Source organism: Vibrio stylophorae (assembly GCF_921293875.1).
In the GTDB taxonomy this organism is placed as follows: Bacteria; Pseudomonadota; Gammaproteobacteria; order Enterobacterales; family Vibrionaceae; genus Vibrio_A; species Vibrio_A stylophorae.
The window spans coordinates 1575177-1593916 of sequence record NZ_CAKLDI010000001.1 but is presented as its reverse complement, the minus strand read 5'-3'; the positions used below and the strand labels follow the sequence as shown (position 1 = coordinate 1593916).

Below are 18740 nucleotides of genomic sequence, written 5' to 3'. Positions count from 1 at the left end.
CCAATCCAATAAAACCAAGGAGTCAGCGATGATTGAGTTGATCATGCTGGGTACCAGCGCGGGTACGCCAACCAAACATCGCAATGTATCAGCCATGGCGCTGCGCCGTTATGGCAATAAAAATTGGTGCTTGGTGGATTGCGGTGAAGGGACGCAGCATCAGATTTTGCATACATCGCTTTCACTATCGCAGCTTGAACTTGTGTGTATCACCCATGTGCATGGCGATCATTGCTATGGCTTACTGGGTCTATTGGCAAGTGCCGCTATGGCGGGGCGAACGCTGCCGCTGACCATCATTGCGCCGCAGGCAATTCAGCTTTGGTTTGAGCAAAGCGCTGCGCTGACTGAGCTCCACCTTTCCTTTGAGATGCACTGGCTCGATGTCGCTTGCTTAGAGCAAAGCCAGCAGAATTATCGTAGCCATGATTTTGTGCTGGATGTGGTAGCGCTGGCCCATCGGGTACCCAGTTATGGCTTTGGTTTTTCGCTCCAACCGCGCGATCGCAAGCTCAATATTGAAAAGCTCAAAGCGGACGCTGTGCCCACGGGGCCCATCTGGAGTCAGCTGCAAAAGGGCTATGATGTCCCGCCATATCGTGCGGAAGATTATTTACGACCTGCCGCGCGAGGGCAAAAAATCATGCTTTGCGGTGATAACGCAGCGCCAAACTTACTGCATCAAATGGCTCAATATGCCGATGCATTGGTCCATGAAGCCACCTATACCCAAGCTGTTGCGGATAAGGTTGGACAAGGCCCCATGCACTCAAGCGCGCTAAACATTGCCCGTTTTGCTGAATGTGCCCAAATCCCTAATTTATTACTCACCCATTTTAGCTCGCGTTATCACACGCATGGCAAACCCGGTGCCACGATTTCGGATATTGAGTCTGAAGCGCGCATGGCTTATGCGGGAACCTTATTTCTTGCCGAAGATTTTGCCTGTTATCACTTAAATCGCAGCGGTCAAATGGTTCGAGTGGCAGATGCAAAACGCATCGCGTCAAAATAGATGAAAGAAAACGCATCAAATAAACGCCGCGTGTGATGATGCGGCGTTTTTATTTTATCTTGAGCAAATGCTGAATTTATGGTCAATTGAAATCACATCAAAAGATAAAACAGCACAACGCAGGGAAGCGCTATGTTTGAATTTGTCGCGGTGATACTGTTTGCCATCGCCACCTCGATTACCCCCGGCCCCAACAATATTATGATTTTAAGCTCAGGTCTAAACTTTGGTTTTCGCCGAAGTCTACCGCACCTATGGGGGATTAGTTTGGGCTTCCCCATGATGCTGATTGCTGTGGGTATGGGCTTTCATGCCATCTTTGAACTTTGGCCATGGCTACACAGCTTGATTCAAGCCCTAGGCATTGTGTATCTCGTCTATTTGGCTTATCGGGTCGCCACTGCTGCGCCAACGCGCTTGGATGTGAGCACGGCAAAACCGCTGAATTTTGTGCAAGCGGCCGCCTTTCAATGGGTCAATCCGAAAGCATGGGTAGTGGCCGTGGGGGCTATTTCCGCATACACCACGTCGAATGATTATTTTATTTATCAGGTGCTGCTGATCAGTGCCATCTTTGTCTTTGCTGCTTTGGGCAGTGTGGGTCTTTGGCTGGTGGGCGGTGTGTATCTCAAACGTTGGTTATCCAACTGGAAAGCGCAGCGTCTATTTAACTGGATCATGGCGCTCTTGCTATTGTTGTCAATTGCCCCAGTATTTGTTGAGCAAATCAGGCTTTATTTCAAAATTTTATTCAATTAGAGTCGCGCCATTAATCGATGATATTCCCCTGCGACCAAATAGGAGTCAACCATGTTGAAATGGTTTGAAAATTGGACAAAACCATTGCCTGACGATGAAGTTATACAGCCGCCACAGGGGCTGTATGCATTTTGCCGTCACTATACGCGCGGTTTTGAGGTGCCTTTAATTTTGATGTCGCTGATTACCGCGACCCTTGCCATTTTAGAAGTGTGGTTGATGGGCTTTATGGGCCAATTGGTTGACTGGTTGGTGGCAAGTAATCCGGAAACCTTCGTCGATCAGGAAAAATCCAAATTAATTGGTATGAGTCTCATGGTGCTTGTGGTGATGCCAGGCTTGGTGCTGATTCACTCATTGATCGTGCATCAATCACTGTTGGGCAACTATCCGATGTCGATTCGTTGGTTAGCGCATCGATTTTTGCTCAAACAAAGCGTGTCATTTTATCAAGATGATTTTGCTGGCCGTGTGGCCACCAAGGTGATGCAAACGGCGCTCGCCGTGCGTGAAACCGTGATGAAACTGCTCGATGTGTTGGTTTATGTCATGGTGTATTTTACGGCGATGCTGGTGCTGATTGCGCAAGCTGACTATAAGTTGATGCTGCCAATGTTGCTTTGGCTTTCTATCTATATCGCGCTACAAATCTACTTCGTACCCAAACTCAAACGCGTGGCAACAGAGCAAGCGGATGCGCGCTCTGTCATGACGGGTCGCATTGTTGACAGTTACACCAATATCTCAACGGTGAAACTTTTTGCCCATACCGATCGTGAAGAAGCCTATGCCAAAGAGGGCATGGCCGAATTTCTTACCACAGTGCACAAGCAGATGCGTTTGGTCACGGGCATCAACTTGGGCGTGCAATTTAATAACTACTTGCTGGTATTTATCATCGCGGCTGTATCGATTTGGCTTTGGACTGGCAGTTTGATTTCTGTGGGTGCGATTGCCATTGCGGTGACTTTGGCATTGCGTTTGAACGGTATGTCGCAGTGGATCATGTGGGAAGTGAGCATGCTGTTTGAAAATATCGGCACCGTGGTTGATGGCGCAGCCACGCTAGCAAAACCCATTGTGATTGAAGACAAAGCCGATGCCAAAGCGCTTGATGTGAGTGCTGGTGCAATTCATTTTGATCAAATTAACTTTCATTATGGCGAAGATCACCCGGTCTTAAGTCAGCTTGATTTAAATATTCAACCTGGCGAGAAAGTGGGGCTGGTGGGACGCTCAGGGGCGGGCAAATCGACTTTAGTGAATCTGTTGATGCGCTTTTATGATGTCGAGACCGGACGTATTTTGATTGATGGTCAAGATATTCGCGATGTGACGCAAGACTCGCTGCGTGCCAATATTGGTATGGTGACGCAAGATACCTCACTGCTACATCGCTCCATTCGCGATAATATTTTGTATGGTCGCCCTAATGCTTCAGAAGAAGATTTGATGGCGGCATTACAGCAAGCGCAGGCAGACCAATTTATTGCGGGCCTCACCGATCCCCATGGCAATGTGGGATTGGATGCGCAGGTGGGTGAGCGCGGGGTGAAGCTTTCAGGTGGTCAGCGCCAGCGAATTGCCATTGCTCGCGTATTGTTGAAAGACGCGCCGATTTTGCTGTTGGATGAAGCCACCTCAGCTTTGGACTCCGAAGTGGAAGCGGCGATTCAAGAGAGTCTTTACCAGCTGATGGAAGGCAAAACCGTGATCGCCATTGCCCACCGTTTGTCTACCATCGCAGCCATGGATCGCTTGATTGTGCTCGACCAAGGCCAAATCATTGAGCAGGGCAGTCACCAAGAGCTGATTGCTGCAGGCGGCATTTATGCACAGCTGTGGCAGCATCAAACCGGTGGTTTTTTAGGGATAGATTAAGTCCAATTGGCTATTACTCGAATCAGCGCTTTTGAGTCAAAGCCCGCAGCATGCGGGCTTTTTTATGCGTCTCTTATATACGCTTGTTTATTTCCTGTCTGTTTTATCTATTGGCTGGCGTTGAGTATAGGAACATGTCGTTTAACACCTTGATGGGGTAGCTTATTTGCGCTGGCTGTATCGGCGTGCTAACAGGATGAATATGAGACGAAGTGCATTGCGACTTTACATTTGTCCTTGGGTTGGGTAGTTTCTCAGGCGAATCACGATGGTTGTGATTCCCTGTCGTAGCACCAGGTTAAAAACACCCCAGAGCAATGCTCTGTTAAGGATTCTTTTTGTTTCGTATTCGCAAATCCTTTGCCTTTTCGGCATCTCACCAATTGTTCGGCCTTGCCGATGATCACCCTTGTACGCGCCTACACGGTCACAATTATGAAGTGATTGTGGAGCTGGCTTCAGACACATTGAATAGCACCGGCTTTGTGCGAGACTATCGTGAACTGTCTGATTTTAAAGCCTATATTGATGATAACTTAGATCATCGCCATCTCAATGATGTGTTGGGTCAGGACAATACCACCGCGGAGCGTTTAGCCAAGCACCTTTATGACTGGGCGCATGCACGCTGGCCTGAAGTATCGGCGGTTAGCGTGTCGGAAACCCCGAAAACCTGGGCTGAATACCGTCCATCATGATTGCCATTTCTGAAATTTTCGGGCCCACCATTCAAGGGGAAGGGGCCGGTATTGGTGTGCCAACGATTTTTGTTCGCACCGGCGGTTGTGATTTTCTCTGTGATTGGTGCGATACCCTGCACGCCGTGGATCGCAAGCTTAAGCACACTTGGCCGCTTACCTCGGCCAGTGATGTGATGGCGAAAGTGCAGCAGCTCAGCCATTTTCAGCCGATGTTGATCACTTTATCTGGCGGCAATCCTGCGCTGCAACCGCTGGAGTCGCTTATTGATTTAGGGCATCAGTTGGGTTATCGCTTTGCCATGGAAACCCAAGGCAGTGTGGCGCAACCTTGGTTTGCCAAATTGGATGTGCTGACCTTAAGTCCCAAAGCGCCATCTTCAAAGATGCGTTTTGATACCAAGCGCTTTCAAGCTTGCCTTGATGCTGCGCATGCTGAGCATACGCAAATCGGCCTTAAAATTGTGGTCAGCGATGAGCGTGATTTAGATTGGGCGGGTGAAATGCGCGCGCAATATCCGCAGCTCGCCATGGTACTGCAGCCTTGCAATCATCAAATCAAAGGCGAGGTGAGTTTAGAGCAGCTTTCTGAGCGGATGCGCTGGCTCACTGAACAAGTGATGACAAGAGGATGGTATGAGGTGCGCGTGCTACCGCAGCTTCATGTCTACCTTTGGGGTAATCAGCAAGGCGTTTAGAATGACTTTCATTGTCATCCCTAAACCACCGCCTATGGTGGTGATAACTTTGGTGTGGCTGCGAACTCAATCATCAAAAAGCCTGCAATGATGCAGGCTTTTTTTATACGTTAACAGTGAGATGTTGAGAGAGTTAATGCAGCCATTACTCTTTTATACACGTGGTATAGAGCAGCGCCTCGCTATGATAGCGCGCGACCTTACCATTTCGCAGGCTCACGGTTTCAATGGTTTCACCATCGTCACTTTCCTGTTCAGTCCAAAAGCTAATGCGACTAGGCCAGCGTTTTTGTTCTAAAAATCCTTCGCCCTGCGCTGCTAGATCCGTGAGTTCCTCAATATTGGGTAAGCGCATATTTTGCGTTTTGCACCAATGTTTCGCTGATTGATAATCCAAGCGTGACCAGTAGCGATCATGTTCTTTTAAAAACTGCGGCGGTAATTGCTCCTGCGATTGAATGGTCAGTGGCATAAAGTAATCGACATTGTTAAGCGAAAACTCGTAGATCATGCTACCCATGATGTTGCGCTTTTCAGTATTGGGTTTGCCATTGGCCTGTTTTGGCGTTGGTTTGGGCTTGCTGAGCTCGATAATGCCGGTGTCATGATAATTGGCCGCTTCATCGAGTAGGGTGATCCCTTTTTGGTCAGCGGCAAGCTCCGCCTCTGATTTTGGCTCTGGCTCAGGTGTTGGCGGCGCAAGATCAATGGGCGCTTTATCCTTAGCAAATTTGAGATCGCCGCTCAGTACGGTGTAACTATCTGGGGTGGTCTTCGTTTCTGTGCTCACGCCATCTTCACTTAAAGTGAGGGTTGGCATAGCTGCGCCATCAACAGCATTCACGGTTACTTCTGCGGCGACTTCAGTGCTTTGCGTGATTTGCGCAGTAGATGGACCATCTGTAACTTTGGCGCTTTTTTGTACCAGTGCTGCTGCGGTAGGGGCGACAGGCACAGCAAGGGTTGATGTGGCGACCCTTGATGCCGTTTTAGTTGCCATCGTTGCTGCCGCGTTAATGGCTGCCGTGGTGACTGTGGTTGTGCCTTGCGCTGCGTTTTCTATGTTCTCTTGTTTGTGTGCTTGAGTGCGTGGCGGCGGCGCAAGAATCAGGGCAATGCCTTCTGATTTTTCAAATTCGGCACTATCTGCAGATTGGCCGCTTTCTTTTTGTTTGAGTTTGGCTTGCTGTTGATCAAGTGCCAGTAAGCTGCCGCTCGCGGTTGGTAGCGGTGCAGGCGATGGTGATTGTTCTGCGCCTTTGGGCGCATTGGTGACGAGTTGCGCTTCGCTTTCTACATGGGCTTCGTTTTCGGTTTCAGTCTTTTGCGCCGTTTTATCTTCTGGAGCATTGTTTTTGATATTTGTCGCTGTGGCCACAGCGCTTTTTTCTTCTGTATTTTTTGCTTTCGTGCTCTTTGTCCTCGTGTCTTTTGTTTCAGGGGCTTTCGCATCAGCCTCTTTTATTTCACTGGGGGCTGGTGGCGTGAGCTTTTGTGTTTGAGGTGCTTGCGTTGTTGCCACGGCAGCCGTGGTCGGTGCGGCTGTCGCAACAGTTGCATCCTTGCGAAGGGAGTCAGGCAGTGATGCGGGCGCCAATGGCGCATCAATTTGCGTAGGCAAGGCCATCAAAGTTGCGACCGCATCATCCGACTTTGGGGAGTTTTCTTCCTGAAAAAGCTCAACATTGGCTAAACGTTCCACTTGGTCTTGCCAAAGTGGGCGTAGTGATGATTTATCCAGTTCAAGGACTGGGCCAATGGACGCTATATGCGCCATACCCTTAGGGGCGCGCAGTGTGAGGGCAAATTTAGCCACTTCACGAATAAAAGTTTTAATGCCCATTTTATCCAAGGCTTCTTTGCCCTTGGCGGCGTAATCATAGGTGGTGAAAGGACCAATCAAGCAGCGATAGTTATTTTGCGTATCTTGAATAATAAAGGTGTTATCCGGATAGAGGCGGTGCAACATTTCATGCACTTTCGGATTGGGCAGCGCTTGGCCATAACCGCATTGTAGCCAAAACGAGCCTCGGTGGCTTTTGGGCTCACGGCCCCATAAGCCTTGGCCAATATCACAGCTTTGTGCGAGCTGTTTCCACGGTGTTGATGCGTCACCAAGAGGCGCCGGTTGAATATCACACACCTGTTCAGCATACGCATAGGTCGAGCCTAGGAGTAATGAGAGTGATAATAAAATAGAGCGATATGTCATCAGCTTAAAATGCCTATTTCGATGTGAAAGCAAACTGAATATGAGTTTGAGATATTAAAAAGCTTGGATCAAAAATCAAGCAAAGCAATGGCCGAATTTTACCTTGAGCAAGGGATCCTGTCAGGCAACTTGCAACATCAGTGTCATGGACTCAGGCTCAGTGCACAAAATTTGATGGAATTGCTGAATTTGCAATCAGTTAGATGATTTTTTTGAAATTACCCTTTACAAGGTTTGGGGCGCTCAGTATGATGCGCCTCGTTCTCGGAGAGATGGCTGAGTGGTTTAAAGCACCGGTCTTGAAAACCGGCGTGGGTTTATAGCCCACCTAGGGTTCAAATCCCTATCTCTCCGCCAAATTTGAAAAAGCCGCTGTTTTTACAGCGGCTTTTTTGCATTTCGGTGTAATGAAATCTTCCTTGAAGACAGGGTGAATCTTCGTCAGAGTTCTGCTGAGTCAAGCGAGACAACGTCGGCATTGCTTGTTGGTCAGAAGGCGAGGGCGCAGCAATCGAATCAATTCACACTCTCTTGCCACATTGAAAAAGGCCGCTGTATAAATAGCGGCCTTTTGCTTTTGAGACACGTTTTTTTGACGTGTGGGCGTTAGCTTCTATCCCTTTTCAGTTGATGCCAACTCATAGGAATTGGCGTCAACATCAGCTATTTTGCCGGTAGCCAGGTATTTTTACGATTGTGGTATATCACCAAAGGAATCAACAAAAAGACCAAGGTTAAGATAATCAGCATCGTGATATAGGAAGAGGCACTCCCTGTATTGATTTGTGAGGGGGGAACAAAGCTTAAGCTAAGTGCCAAAAAGCTAGAAAATAAGCCAAGTAACCCAACAAACCAAATACCAACATTGCCAAAAGGTATTTTGTAAGGACGGTCGACTTCCGGTGATTTATATCGTAAGTAAATCGCACCAGAAAATAGCATTAAGTACATGATCAGATAAAGAATGGATGCCAATTGTCCTAATATCTGAAATGCTGATTGAACTGATGGTAAGACAACCAATACGAAAGATAGCACCGTAACAATCAGCCCTTGTACATAAAGGATGGGCATTTGCACGCCGTTACCATTGCTTTTCTGCAGTGCTTTGGGTAAATAGCCTTCCTGTCCCACCTGAAAAAGCCCAGTTGATGGGCCAGCCACAATCACAGTAATTTGCCCAAATACCCCGATAGCGATGGCTGCGGTGATGACCTGACTCATCCAAGGCATATGGAAGTAGTTAAATACAGTGTCGTAAGTGATAAATAAACTTTCGACGAGGTTAATTTTGTTGTGCGGAACAATGGCGCTAATGAGCAAGGTACCCAGCACTAAAAATACCACGGTCAAACTTGAAGCAATGGCAATTGCTTTGGGGTAGTTTTTGGAAGGGTTATCCATTTGCTGGACGTGAACGGCGTTAATTTCCATCCCTGAGTAGAAAAGAAAGACGCTTGAGGCCAGTACAAGATTATGGAATTGATGAAAATCTGGAACCAGTTGATTTTCTGCAATAGGGAAGTCAACGCTGTCACGGCAAAAGACATAAATCAGACCACTGATAAATAGAATCAGCAGTGGAATGATGGTGCCAATAATACCGGCCGCAGCACTTATTTTAGCCGCAGATTTGATCCCTTTTGATGTGGTGTAAGTTGCGAACCAATAGATGCCAAGAACCACAGAAAGGATGTAGTACTTGTTGGCCGCAATGGCTTGGGCATGATTTTTATCAATAAAGGCAATGGATACCGCAATAAAAATCAGCATGGTTGGGAAACAGATGGTCGTTGCCAGCCACTGTAGATAGATGGCAACGAAACCCATTCGCTTACCAAATGCAGCGCCAATCCAATTGAATACACCACCTTTTTGTGGCCACCCGGTCGCGAGCTCTGCCGCGACTAAGGAGACGGGGACTAAAAAACAAACGGCTGCAAAGAGATAGTAAAATATCGATGTCAGGCCATATTCCGCCTCTGGTGCCAATCCCCGTGTACTTAAAACCGTGGTGATATTCATCACCGCAAACGTCAGAACACTGATATTGGCGATATTATTTGTTTTTTTTGAGGTTGTCGTACTCATATTCACTCACCTTAATATCGATGGCATGGCTTATATCGCCATGCCATCGCCTCACTATCTGTTAATCATCCATTGCTGTATCCCAGCTTGGTTTTCGACACGCATAAATAATGAATGGGATCACCGTGAAGATGAGGGTGCCTGCAACCAATATCCCAACATAGGTTGATGGTGAGCCTGTGGAGATTTGTGATGGTGGAATAAAACTTAATACGAAAGCGAGAATGGAACCGATAAGGCCCGTCCCTGCAATTAACCAAAGGCCCACTTTACCGCCCGGTAATTTGTAAGGTCTTGGTGTATTAGGCTCTTTGTAGCGAAGATAAATGACGGATAGGAACAGCATGATGTACATGCCAAGGTATAAAATAACAGCCAGCTGGCTAATCATTTGATAGGCCGCCTGCACTGAAGGTAGCACAGTCATAATAATGACCAAGGCTGTCACAATTGCGCCCTGACACATCAAGATATTTTTTTGTACGCCATTGGCATTCACTTTTTGCAAAGATAAAGGCAAATAACCTTTTTGACCGACGCGCAAAATACCGGCAGATGGACCTGAAATAATGGCAATGATTTGCCCTAAAACCCCAAGTGCGATAGCCGCAGCTGTGATATTACCTAACCAACCTAAGCCAAAGTGCGCAAATAATTTATCATATGCAATCAATAAGCTTTGAACTAGGTTGATATCGCTCTTAGGAATAATGGTTGCGATGGATAGTGTCCCAAAGATAAAGATAATCACAGTGAATATCGTGGCGTAAATAATCGCCAGTGGGTAACCACGAGAGGGGTTTTCAACTTCACTGACGTGCACCGCATTGATTTCCATCCCGGCAAAGAAAAGAAAGATGCTTGCGGCGAGCACTAAGTTGTCAAAATTCGTGAAATCAGGGAAGAAGTTTCGCATTGAAAAATCAAAATGAACTGGGTTGCCATTGGCGATATAAAGTGCCGCCAAGGTAACGAGCAAGATACCCGGAATAATGGTCCCAATAAGCCCCGCAGTGGAGCTGATTTTAGAGGCGGTTTTCACCCCTTTTAGGCTGATAAATGTCGCGAACCAGTAGACAACCAAAACGACGATACCGCTGTAGAATCGGTTTGCAGCTAAAGCTTGGTCAAATGTTTGATCAGGGCCAATAAATGCCAAAGAGACCCCAGCAAAGATCAGTACGGTTGGAAACCAAATGGTGGTGGCGAGCCATTGAAGATAGATGGCAAGAAAGCCGAGTCGGTGGCCAAATGCCTGACTTATCCAGTTAAACACCCCGCCTTTTTGTGGCCAGCCAGTGGCTAGTTCAGCGGCACAAAGGGCAACGGGAATTAAGAAAACAAGCGCTGCGAAAATATAATAGAACGCAGCCGTTGTGCCATATTCAGCTTCAGATGATAAACCACGGAGACTGACCACGGTTGTGATATTCATAATCGCAAGCGTGGTGATTGTCAGTTTTGCTTTTAATGTGCCTTTATTAGTCGAATTATCATTAGACATAGGTAACCCCATAAATAATCATATTAAGCGTATGCTCAATCAACGAGACATTGCTGGCGAAATATATGAGCTGTATTAATACGATTTTTATCGCACAAATATGTTAGTGCAGATATAAACGGCAACTGAATCAGTTGAATGGGAGTAAAGTAATGTGCCAGCAAACTATATTTGCTGGCACATTGAATTCAATTAACAAGTTTCTGATAGAACTTCATCTCTTGCTAAAAGAACACAGTCAATGGCATAGCGCATAATTTCAGGTGTGATATGCACATTCATTGGGAATATTTTCAGTGCAAAAATATAGGCGTCTGGATCAGTGTCATCACGATTATATTCTGCAACGCGGAAGCCGGTACTGAAACTGATATATGGTGTATAGCGACCATTAATCTGTTTGCCTTCACGGAACCAATGATACAATTTGTCACCAATGGCTTTGGTTAGCATATTATTGCGAACCAATTGATCTTTGTAAGCGGGATCAGTGAGCTCTTTACGATATTCCTCTTCAGCAAATACCCCTTCAGGGTATGCACGGAATAGGGTGACCAAGCCATGATCTTCAGGGTTTACGCAGATAGTTTCAGTGTGCGCGGCAAGGACATTACGTAGGAAGTGTTGGTTTTCAAGGATGCCGCCAAGAATGGCTTGGAAACCTTCATAACCAAAGTATTTCATGGTTGCCCAACCAGCAAGAGAGCCAGTCGCTGCACGTGAAACTTCCAATGTGTAGTCAAGTGGGTTGTAAGGTGAACGAGGTTGCAAATACGCAGACCCTGGACGTTTGAGAAGCCCTTCAAACTCTTCGCTATCTTTGTAAACAAAGCAGCTACTTGCGTATGGTGACCAGCCCACTTTGTGGAAGTCGACACCAATGGCATCTGCATATTGCACGCCAGCAAGTGCCTGTGCGTTGGCTTTCAAAGATGGAATGATCTCTTTAGAGAACTGAAGTGGGTTCGCTTCAAAATCATACTCTTTGAATGTTGCCCATGCCCAGCCAACCACTGAGTCACAATAGAGCAAGGCTTTACCATATTTTTCAGGGTTGTTTGGATATTGGTCCAAGAGTTTACGCACATCTTCTACAGGATCGAAGGCGTTGGCATCGGTAGTCCCCATGGTACAAACGACAGACGCGACTGGAATATCGTTGTCACGACACTCTTTGAGGACTTCTTCAAGATGCTGAAGGTCCATGGCGTTGGTATGTACATCAGTACGAACACGAATCACGTTATCCATACCAAGACCCATCCAGTCAGTACTGTTGAGCATGGTGTAGTGAGCTTGATGTGAGCAGATCACTTTGGCGTCAGTACGTACACCTTTTTGACGTGAATCTTTAAGAACACGGCTAAGGGCGTATTTGACGTGGTATGTCCAGCAGCCTGAACCACCGTAGGTGTACAAACAGCCGGTATTTTCTGGGTTCCAGCCAAACAAGTTACCTAGCATCCCAGCGCTTTCAAGTTCAGCGCGGTGAACGTTCCATGAATACTCACCCTCAAGAATGTTAGGTGAGAAAATTTCAGAGAGAACGGCAGCCACAATGGATGCGGTATTGGCTTGAGGAATCACGTTACACATGGTGAGTGGGTGACCCCAGTTTGGTAACCCTTCAAAGAGTGCAACCGTGTCATCGATCACTTGTTCAGTGGTACTCATCCCATTTGGCATGGCGATGCGTTTTACATGATCAAAGTCGATGTTGAGTTTAGGATCAGAGCCTAGATAAGCTGGGCCTTCACCATTTGGACGCAATTGGTCAATAGCTTCAACTGCTTTATTGATCGCTTTTGCAAGCGGGTCGGATTTCTCATTTTGATAAGCGGGAAATGCACTCAGCATATCTTTACGATATTTTGCCCAGTTAGATGCATCATTAGTGATTTGATTATCTGAATCCCAATTTTGTTCATATTTTTTCATTTCTTTTAGTCCTGAAGTGAGTATTACACTTAGTCTCAAAGAAATAGTCTATGGTTTAAAAATCGTAGGCTATTACAATGATAATCCACAGCATGCGATATAAATTAACGTGCTGACACTTGCTAAGTTAGCAGCGTTTTTTGATAAAGAAATGAACAATAGCAGGATATAAATTTTCATTATTGTTTGTATCTAAAATATTCAAATTTTGTATATTTCCGCACCAAATTAATAACATGCCATTTCTTATATTATTGCACGAAAAATCATTAATAATTGATTTGACAGGAATATATTTAATGTTCCATGAATGTAAAAACAGTGGTTTTTACCTGTATGGATTGATTGATTTTCAAACGATAACTAATGCTTCAATTAACCGAGGGGTGTGTTATTTATGTGGAATGAACAAAGAGAGAAGTGGGATTAAATATGGTGTTTTATTAATTTCGTAAGAGAACGGCCAACGTTTAAATAGTGATTGATATATAACGACAAACAAATAAGTACTGCATTTTATCGAAAATAAATCGAGAGAGCATGCAACGCGTTAACAACATGCTGAACTCATCCTATGGTTGAATAGAGAATCACTTGTGCGTTGATTGAATGACTCAGCACGCAGAAAAAAGGCCGCAATTGCGGCCTTCTGTTTGTCTTAGAAATGAATACCGATTAGGGCCCACAATTAATTGGCTCAGAGAGGGTCGGCTTCTCATGCGGGTTGCGCGCTGCTTCATAGGTGATATAGCAGCGATCTTTTTTAAGATGATGGCCAGATACTTGTCCGCCAGACATCTCAACAACCACGTTGTCCGAAAAGGTGATCACCATGGTGCCGTGTTTCACTGAATAAAAAGCAGCAAAATCATCATTTTCTGGCTCGCTATTGTTGATAGCAATGCCACTCACTAAATGCGCGATGGTGACGCCATCGGCCGCAGGGTAGCCATATTCAAATAAGCAAAAAGACTCATCACAACCAGGAATGCCGGTATCTCTGTCTTCACAGTCTTTGCTAGCGCTTGCTGCATCACAGACGCGTGGGTCATCTTGCAGGCCACGGACAATCAATTTCGAATTGGCAGTGGTCATAGCCTCTAGAACCGCGCCACGCATACGGGTGAGGGCGCTTAACTGTGCTTCATCCTTGAGATTGATAAATTTTGGCAAGGCAATGACGGCTAAAATCGCCAGAATAATGATGGTGACCACCACTTCGATAAGCGTAAAGCCCGATTGTTTTTTCATACAGCCTACAACTGCTATTGATACTCGCATCATTATAGCTTGAGTCGGCACAGAAGAAACTATGGGCGATCACAGCTTCGCGCTGCACTGCAAGGTAAAACGTACAGCTAAGTTGGCATTTATGAGTGTGCAGAAAAATGGCGCTTACATCCTGAGTGTCGCAGCGACCTCAATTTCTAAATAAGTCTCTGACATTCGTTGATTTTCCTGTGATGTTCGAAAAAATAGAGACCTATCAACAAGTAAGGAATCAACGGAATGACCAATAGGAAAGGGATAATCGGGCGATGGCGAACCCAGCTCGCTTATAGCTGTCTTGTTATATTGAGTTTGATGATGCTTGGCTGCGCCAGTGAGCCTGAAGTGATTGTGCCTGTGGCCTATGATAGTACGCACAGCGAAGCGCTGAATATGGCCAATCAAACTTATCTCACGAAATCCTATACCTTTGGTTTTGAAACCAGAGAAAGTCCGCTGCGCGATTTTACCTTAGCAGAAATAGAGGAAGTGAAAACCGCGCTGAATAAACCAAAAAAAGGCGGCGGGTTGATGTTGATTGGCCTCATTGGCTTAGCATCGGGCGACATCACTGGCGCTTTAGGCGTTGCCAGTGGTGGCATTTCGTCCATTTCCAACAGTGACCATGTCGCAGCCCATAGTCAATGGGTGGTCGCCCTTGATGCCACGCCATTTAAAGATGGATTTGAAGCAAAACGCCATGCCAGTCGTGTCGTGCGTGAAACGGCGATTGCGCTGCTTGAAGAAAAAGGCAACAAGCTGGTGCCAATTATTATGCGCGAAGAAGGGGAAGCTAGTTTAACGGGCGCCAAGATTCATCAGGAAAGCGCCTATGCGATTAATGATCCGCTGCGTTTTTTTGGCTTGTATTACAGTGAGTTTGATATGTTGCAGGAGCCCTTTGGCTATGGGCGAACCAACCTCATTGATGCGCCTAATCAGTATGTCTCTACCCGAGAAGCCAATATTATGGGCGACGTGGCTAATTTTAAGAGCTTTATTGATGGTCAAGTGAAAGGCTATGAAGGGCTTGAAGGCTATGAGAAGTTTTTGCTCGATCTTACCGCGCGTTTGCCCCAAGGTTATTTGCTATACATGCCTTCATTTCCACAAGGTGGCGTGATGACAGTGACGCAAGTAGCGGATTGGACTTGCTATAGCTGTCAAAACATTGAGCACTATATGCTAAACGCCCAAGTGGTCCCGTCGATCTATACCCAAGGCAAGCGGTATGATTTTATTGTGCCCGTACAGTGAGAAATAACGAAGAACCGTACTAAGGATATTTTTTAACGCGCGGATCAATCTCTCCAATGGAGTAGAGTACCAGTTCTGCGGGGTTCTCTTTTTCGCCGAGGCTGTGAATGTTTTCACTCTCGGCGATTAAGCCATGAATGATCTGTAGCGCATCGTCTTGCTCGACGCCAATAATGAGCGGCATTTCCGCAGCCGATACGCCGTAACGTGTGGCAATTAATAGCTCGCGAACATGTTGTTTGTCACTGTGTTGCATAAATAATCCTCGATAACTTTTATATCAAGGGTAGTTATGCTGCGTGGTAAGTGTTGAATTTTTAGAAAATGCTTAGGAATGAGAATAATGTGTAATGAAAATAATACATTTAAATTTTTCCTATCCGTAAGGTAAGCACCTTACGGATAGTCAATGCATTAATTAGATAATTTTTCCAGAATTTTTTGGTTTGTTTCTGCTGTTGAAATAATTGCTCGCATAATTTGTGACATTGCGGCAGTTAATAAACCCATAAACAAGCACGTGGCACCTGGGACTAGATCCATGATAAGTCGTTCTAAACGGAAGCGGCCATCCAATTCATCAATTAATCCACTTACAATTAAGTAAGCACCAATTAAGAAGAGGAAAATGCCACCAAACTCACAAATAACCATTGTAATTTTGCCAATTAGATAGGTGTAGTCGCTTGCTTTTTTAGTGCTTGATTGCTGAAGTGTTGCCGCTGTACTCATGTCTTTACCTTCTATGTGAACTATTGGGTGATGAATGTTTTGTTATGTTGAGCGGGGTGTATTATTTTTCAAAGTTGAATAAATTATGATGTCTTAGTGTTTTTTATGAATTACGTGATGTGTCATAATCTCGAAGAGCAATTAATAAAAATGAAATATTTATTTTGACGATAAGTCATAAATTAACTCGAGGTGACTTTTGGATTCAATTCACGTCAAAAGATTTGTTTTTTGTATGCACAATTGGTGAATGTACTTCCATCACGTATGATAGGCACCATAGATAAGTCGTCATTTTATCGCGGTCTGTCCGCAGTTCATTAAGGGAAAGTGCGTGCAAGAAAAACTCACCATTGTGATGATTGAAGATGAGCAGGCGATTGCTGAAAATCTCACCTATTTATTGCAGCGTGATGGCTATGATGTGCAGTGGTTTGCCACGGCATGGCAAGGGCTTGAATATTTAAAGAAGCAGCAATCTTTATTTGAGTCCACGCCTCAATCAATACAGCCACCCGCCTTGGTGCTTTTAGATGTGGGCTTACCCGATGGTAACGGTTTTGAGCTTTGCAAAACTATTCGTGAATTTTCTGCGGTGCCCATCATTTTTTTAACCGCCCGTAATGATGAGATTGATCGAGTTGTGGGGCTTGAAATTGGTGCCGACGATTATGTCACCAAACCCTTTAGCGCTCGCGAAGTCTTGGCGCGCATTAAATTACGCATTAAATCACCGGTTGTGATGTCGGCTGCGGCCAAGCCCGTTGTTGCCACAAGCGCAACGCAGCAGATGGCACCCTTGGCGGAGGCATCAACGACGGATTCACACGAGAGTCATCAGGCGCTTATTGCTCGTAATTTTGATTACTATCATGGTGACCAAGCGCTTGGTTTGACCGCGGTTGAGTTTAAGATTTTGCACAAACTCATGGCAGTGTCGCCCAATGTATTGAGCCGCGAGCAGCTGATGGTGGCGGCAGATATGATGGTTGATGCTTGTTATGAGCGAAATATCGACTCGCATATTAAGGCGATTCGCAGCAAGCTACGTACTGTGGGTATGGGCAGCGTGGGAATGGATGCACAGATTCAAACCAAACGCGGTTTTGGTTATTACTATGACGTCGCGACAAAACCACGCACAACACCGCGTAACGCGCAGGATGTAGACTAATGCGCTGGCCTAAAATTCCACTGGGTTTACGTCTTTTTCTGCTGTGCTTTGTGCTGGTGGCGATCACCGCCTATGCCGTGACCCAAACTGTGCTGCAAGAGCTGAAACCGACAGTGCGCCAAACCACCGAAGAAACCTTGGTGGATATGGCGAATTTATTGGCGGTATTGGCACAGGAAGATGTGGCCAACGGTAAAATTTCTGAGAGCCGATTTGCACAACTGCTGATGGCCTATGGTCAGCGAAAACCCCAGGCGAAAATTTGGCAGGTGGGTAAAAATGATATTAATCATCGCATCTACATTACCGATAAAAACGGTATTGTGATTGCTGACTCTTGGCAAAAGGATGTGGGCGCTGATTTTTCGCAGTGGAATGATGTCTATCTTACCTTGCGTGGAAAATATGGTGCGCGTAGCACCAAACAAAACCCCAATGATCCACTCTCTTCGGTGATGCATGTCGCCGCGCCGATTTATCATCACGGCAAAATTATTGGCAGCGTGACGGTCGCTAAATCCAATCGTTCGATTCAGCCCTTTATCGATCTCACTAAGCGCAATCTGGTGTATTGGATTTTCGCCATGGGGGTGGTGGTACTCTTGGTCGGCGGGGTGTTTGCTTGGCGAACCCATGCGGCGCTACAAAAATTAGAGCGTTATGCGGAGAAGTTGGGGGCAGGGGAAAAGGTGGCCAAGCCGCAGTTTCGCGTGTTTTATGAATATGCAACACTCAGTGACGCCCTCGAAAAAATGCGCAATCAGCTTGATGGTAAACAATATGTAGAAACTTATGTAGAAACCCTGACGCATGAGCTGAAAAGTCCACTATCTGCCATTAAAGGTGCCAGTGAAATTTTGCAGCTGCCCTTAACTGAGCCTGAAATTCTGCGCTTTGCGGGTAACATTGAGCGGGAAAGCGATCGCATGCAGTCCTTGATTGATCGGTTATTGCAGTTGGCACGATTGGAGAAAAAACCGCAATTAGATGCGCTTGAGCTTATTTGTGTCAAAACCATGGTTGAATCCGTTGTGGCTGCAGCAGATGCGAAACTGACGGCAAAAACGCTACAGTGTCACATTTTGGTTGATGATCAATTCTGGGTGATGGGCGAGGCATTTTTACTTAAACAAGCGCTGTTTAACTTAATGGATAATGCGCTGGACTTCGTCGCGCCTCATGGCCAAATCATATGGCGCGCAGCGCTGTCGCAAGACATGTTACAACTATCCATTGAAAACTCAGGTCCCCATATTCCAGATTACGCACTCGCGCGTTTAACCGAGCGTTTTTATTCTTTGCCACGCGCCAATGGGGTGAAAAGTACCGGCCTTGGCCTGAATTTTGTGGAGCAGGTGATGCAGTTACACCGCGGCGCACTGCACATTGAAAATAGCGAGATAGGGGTCAAAGTTAGTCTTTATTTGCCCATTGCTTCTTAATTGAGTCTCTTGATTGAGCTTCTTCATTTAACTTCATGATGTAGCTTTTTGATGGGACGTTGTGATTTTT

Annotated in this window: 15 protein-coding genes and 1 tRNA gene; 9 read left to right on the top strand and 7 right to left on the bottom strand. The window is 45.9% G+C overall.

Features of this window, described 5'->3' with window-relative positions:
* Positions 1-28 precede the first annotated feature (28 nt).
* From L9P36_RS07305 to queE, 5 genes are all read left to right on the top strand, one after another.
* Positions 29-1015, top strand: coding sequence for an MBL fold metallo-hydrolase (locus L9P36_RS07305; protein ID WP_237466054.1), 987 nt, complete (start codon positions 29-31; stop codon positions 1013-1015).
* A 132-nt stretch (positions 1016-1147) separates the two neighbouring features.
* A complete protein-coding gene (locus tag L9P36_RS07300; RefSeq protein ID WP_237466053.1) occupies positions 1148-1774 on the top strand; it encodes a LysE family translocator in 627 nt (208 codons plus the stop codon).
* Positions 1775-1825: 51 nt separating this feature from the next.
* Positions 1826-3655, top strand: coding sequence for an ABC transporter ATP-binding protein (locus tag L9P36_RS07295; protein ID WP_237466052.1), 1830 nt, complete (start codon positions 1826-1828; stop codon positions 3653-3655).
* 338 nt (positions 3656-3993) lie between these two features.
* Positions 3994-4353 carry a 6-pyruvoyl trahydropterin synthase family protein gene (locus tag L9P36_RS07290; protein WP_237466051.1) on the top strand — a complete coding sequence of 120 codons (360 nt, stop codon included), beginning with the start codon at positions 3994-3996 and terminating at the stop codon, positions 4351-4353.
* Entirely contained in the window at positions 4350-5051 is a 702-nt protein-coding gene (gene queE / locus L9P36_RS07285) for a 7-carboxy-7-deazaguanine synthase QueE (protein ID WP_237466050.1), read from the top strand. The genes L9P36_RS07290 and queE overlap by 4 nt, the downstream gene beginning before the upstream one ends.
* 145 nt (positions 5052-5196) lie before the next feature.
* Here the strand turns inward: queE and L9P36_RS07280 are convergent, their stop codons facing one another.
* Positions 5197-7263, bottom strand: coding sequence for an adhesion domain-containing protein (locus L9P36_RS07280; protein ID WP_237466049.1), 2067 nt, complete (start codon positions 7261-7263; stop codon positions 5197-5199).
* A 266-nt stretch (positions 7264-7529) separates the two neighbouring features.
* On the opposite strand from L9P36_RS07280, the gene L9P36_RS07275 reads away from it, so the two are divergent.
* A tRNA-Ser gene (locus L9P36_RS07275) sits at positions 7530-7620 on the top strand.
* Positions 7621-7926: 306 nt separating this feature from the next.
* On the opposite strand, the gene L9P36_RS07270 is transcribed toward L9P36_RS07275, so the two are convergent.
* The 4 genes from L9P36_RS07270 to L9P36_RS16405 all read right to left on the bottom strand — a co-directional run bounded on the left by L9P36_RS07270 (position 7927) and on the right by L9P36_RS16405 (position 14047).
* Positions 7927-9354 carry an amino acid permease gene (locus L9P36_RS07270; RefSeq protein ID WP_237466048.1) on the bottom strand — a complete coding sequence of 476 codons (1428 nt, stop codon included), beginning with the start codon at positions 9352-9354 and terminating at the stop codon, positions 7927-7929.
* 61 nt (positions 9355-9415) lie between these two features.
* Positions 9416-10858 carry a glutamine/gamma-aminobutyrate antiporter GadC gene (gene gadC / locus L9P36_RS07265; RefSeq protein ID WP_237466047.1) on the bottom strand — a complete coding sequence of 481 codons (1443 nt, stop codon included), beginning with the start codon at positions 10856-10858 and terminating at the stop codon, positions 9416-9418.
* A gap of 192 nt (positions 10859-11050) precedes the next feature.
* The gene (locus tag L9P36_RS07260; RefSeq protein ID WP_237466046.1) at positions 11051-12796 is read right to left on the bottom strand and encodes a pyridoxal phosphate-dependent decarboxylase family protein; all 1746 of its coding nucleotides are present in this window, start codon (positions 12794-12796) and stop codon (positions 11051-11053) included.
* A 675-nt stretch (positions 12797-13471) separates the two neighbouring features.
* Entirely contained in the window at positions 13472-14047 is a 576-nt protein-coding gene (locus tag L9P36_RS16405; protein ID WP_290368680.1) for a prepilin-type N-terminal cleavage/methylation domain-containing protein, read from the bottom strand.
* A gap of 258 nt (positions 14048-14305) precedes the next feature.
* Here L9P36_RS16405 and L9P36_RS07250 point away from each other — a divergent pair, with 258 nt between their 5' ends.
* A complete protein-coding gene (locus tag L9P36_RS07250; protein WP_237466045.1) occupies positions 14306-15322 on the top strand; it encodes a hypothetical protein in 1017 nt (338 codons plus the stop codon).
* A 19-nt stretch (positions 15323-15341) separates the two neighbouring features.
* Here the strand turns inward: L9P36_RS07250 and L9P36_RS07245 are convergent, their stop codons facing one another.
* On the bottom strand, positions 15342-15578 hold the full coding sequence (locus L9P36_RS07245) for a hypothetical protein (protein ID WP_237466044.1): 237 nt from the start codon (positions 15576-15578) through the stop codon (positions 15342-15344).
* A gap of 158 nt (positions 15579-15736) precedes the next feature.
* Positions 15737-16054, bottom strand: a complete 318-nt coding sequence (locus tag L9P36_RS07240; protein ID WP_237466043.1) for a hypothetical protein — start codon at positions 16052-16054, stop codon at positions 15737-15739.
* Between the two features lie 334 nt (positions 16055-16388).
* Between L9P36_RS07240 and L9P36_RS07235 the strand changes: the two genes are divergently transcribed.
* Both L9P36_RS07235 and creC read left to right on the top strand, forming a co-directional pair.
* Positions 16389-17228 (top strand): response regulator, encoded by an 840-nt coding sequence (locus L9P36_RS07235; RefSeq protein ID WP_237466042.1) that lies wholly within the window; start codon positions 16389-16391, stop codon positions 17226-17228.
* The gene (gene creC, locus L9P36_RS07230; RefSeq protein WP_237466041.1) at positions 17228-18670 is read left to right on the top strand and encodes a two-component system sensor histidine kinase CreC; all 1443 of its coding nucleotides are present in this window, start codon (positions 17228-17230) and stop codon (positions 18668-18670) included. The genes L9P36_RS07235 and creC overlap by 1 nt, the downstream gene beginning before the upstream one ends.
* Positions 18671-18740 lie beyond the last annotated feature (70 nt).

Excerpts from the sequence above, each read along its gene's own strand:
- L9P36_RS07305 (WP_237466054.1), top strand. The coding sequence starts at position 29 with ATGATTGAGTTGATCATGCTGGGTACCAGCGCGGGTACGCCAACCAAA.
- L9P36_RS07300 (WP_237466053.1), top strand. The coding sequence starts at position 1,148 with ATGTTTGAATTTGTCGCGGTGATACTGTTTGCCATCGCCACCTCGATT.
- L9P36_RS07295 (WP_237466052.1), top strand. The coding sequence starts at position 1,826 with ATGTTGAAATGGTTTGAAAATTGGACAAAACCATTGCCTGACGATGAA.
- queE (WP_237466050.1), top strand. The coding sequence starts at position 4,350 with ATGATTGCCATTTCTGAAATTTTCGGGCCCACCATTCAAGGGGAAGGG.
- L9P36_RS07280 (WP_237466049.1), bottom strand. The coding sequence starts at position 7,263 with ATGACATATCGCTCTATTTTATTATCACTCTCATTACTCCTAGGCTCG.
- L9P36_RS07270 (WP_237466048.1), bottom strand. The coding sequence starts at position 9,354 with ATGAGTACGACAACCTCAAAAAAAACAAATAATATCGCCAATATCAGT.
- gadC (WP_237466047.1), bottom strand. The coding sequence starts at position 10,858 with ATGTCTAATGATAATTCGACTAATAAAGGCACATTAAAAGCAAAACTG.
- L9P36_RS07260 (WP_237466046.1), bottom strand. The coding sequence starts at position 12,796 with ATGAAAAAATATGAACAAAATTGGGATTCAGATAATCAAATCACTAAT.
- L9P36_RS16405 (WP_290368680.1), bottom strand. The coding sequence starts at position 14,047 with ATGAAAAAACAATCGGGCTTTACGCTTATCGAAGTGGTGGTCACCATC.
- L9P36_RS07250 (WP_237466045.1), top strand. The coding sequence starts at position 14,306 with ATGACCAATAGGAAAGGGATAATCGGGCGATGGCGAACCCAGCTCGCT.
- L9P36_RS07245 (WP_237466044.1), bottom strand. The coding sequence starts at position 15,578 with ATGCAACACAGTGACAAACAACATGTTCGCGAGCTATTAATTGCCACA.
- L9P36_RS07240 (WP_237466043.1), bottom strand. The coding sequence starts at position 16,054 with ATGAGTACAGCGGCAACACTTCAGCAATCAAGCACTAAAAAAGCAAGC.
- creC (WP_237466041.1), top strand. The coding sequence starts at position 17,228 with ATGCGCTGGCCTAAAATTCCACTGGGTTTACGTCTTTTTCTGCTGTGC.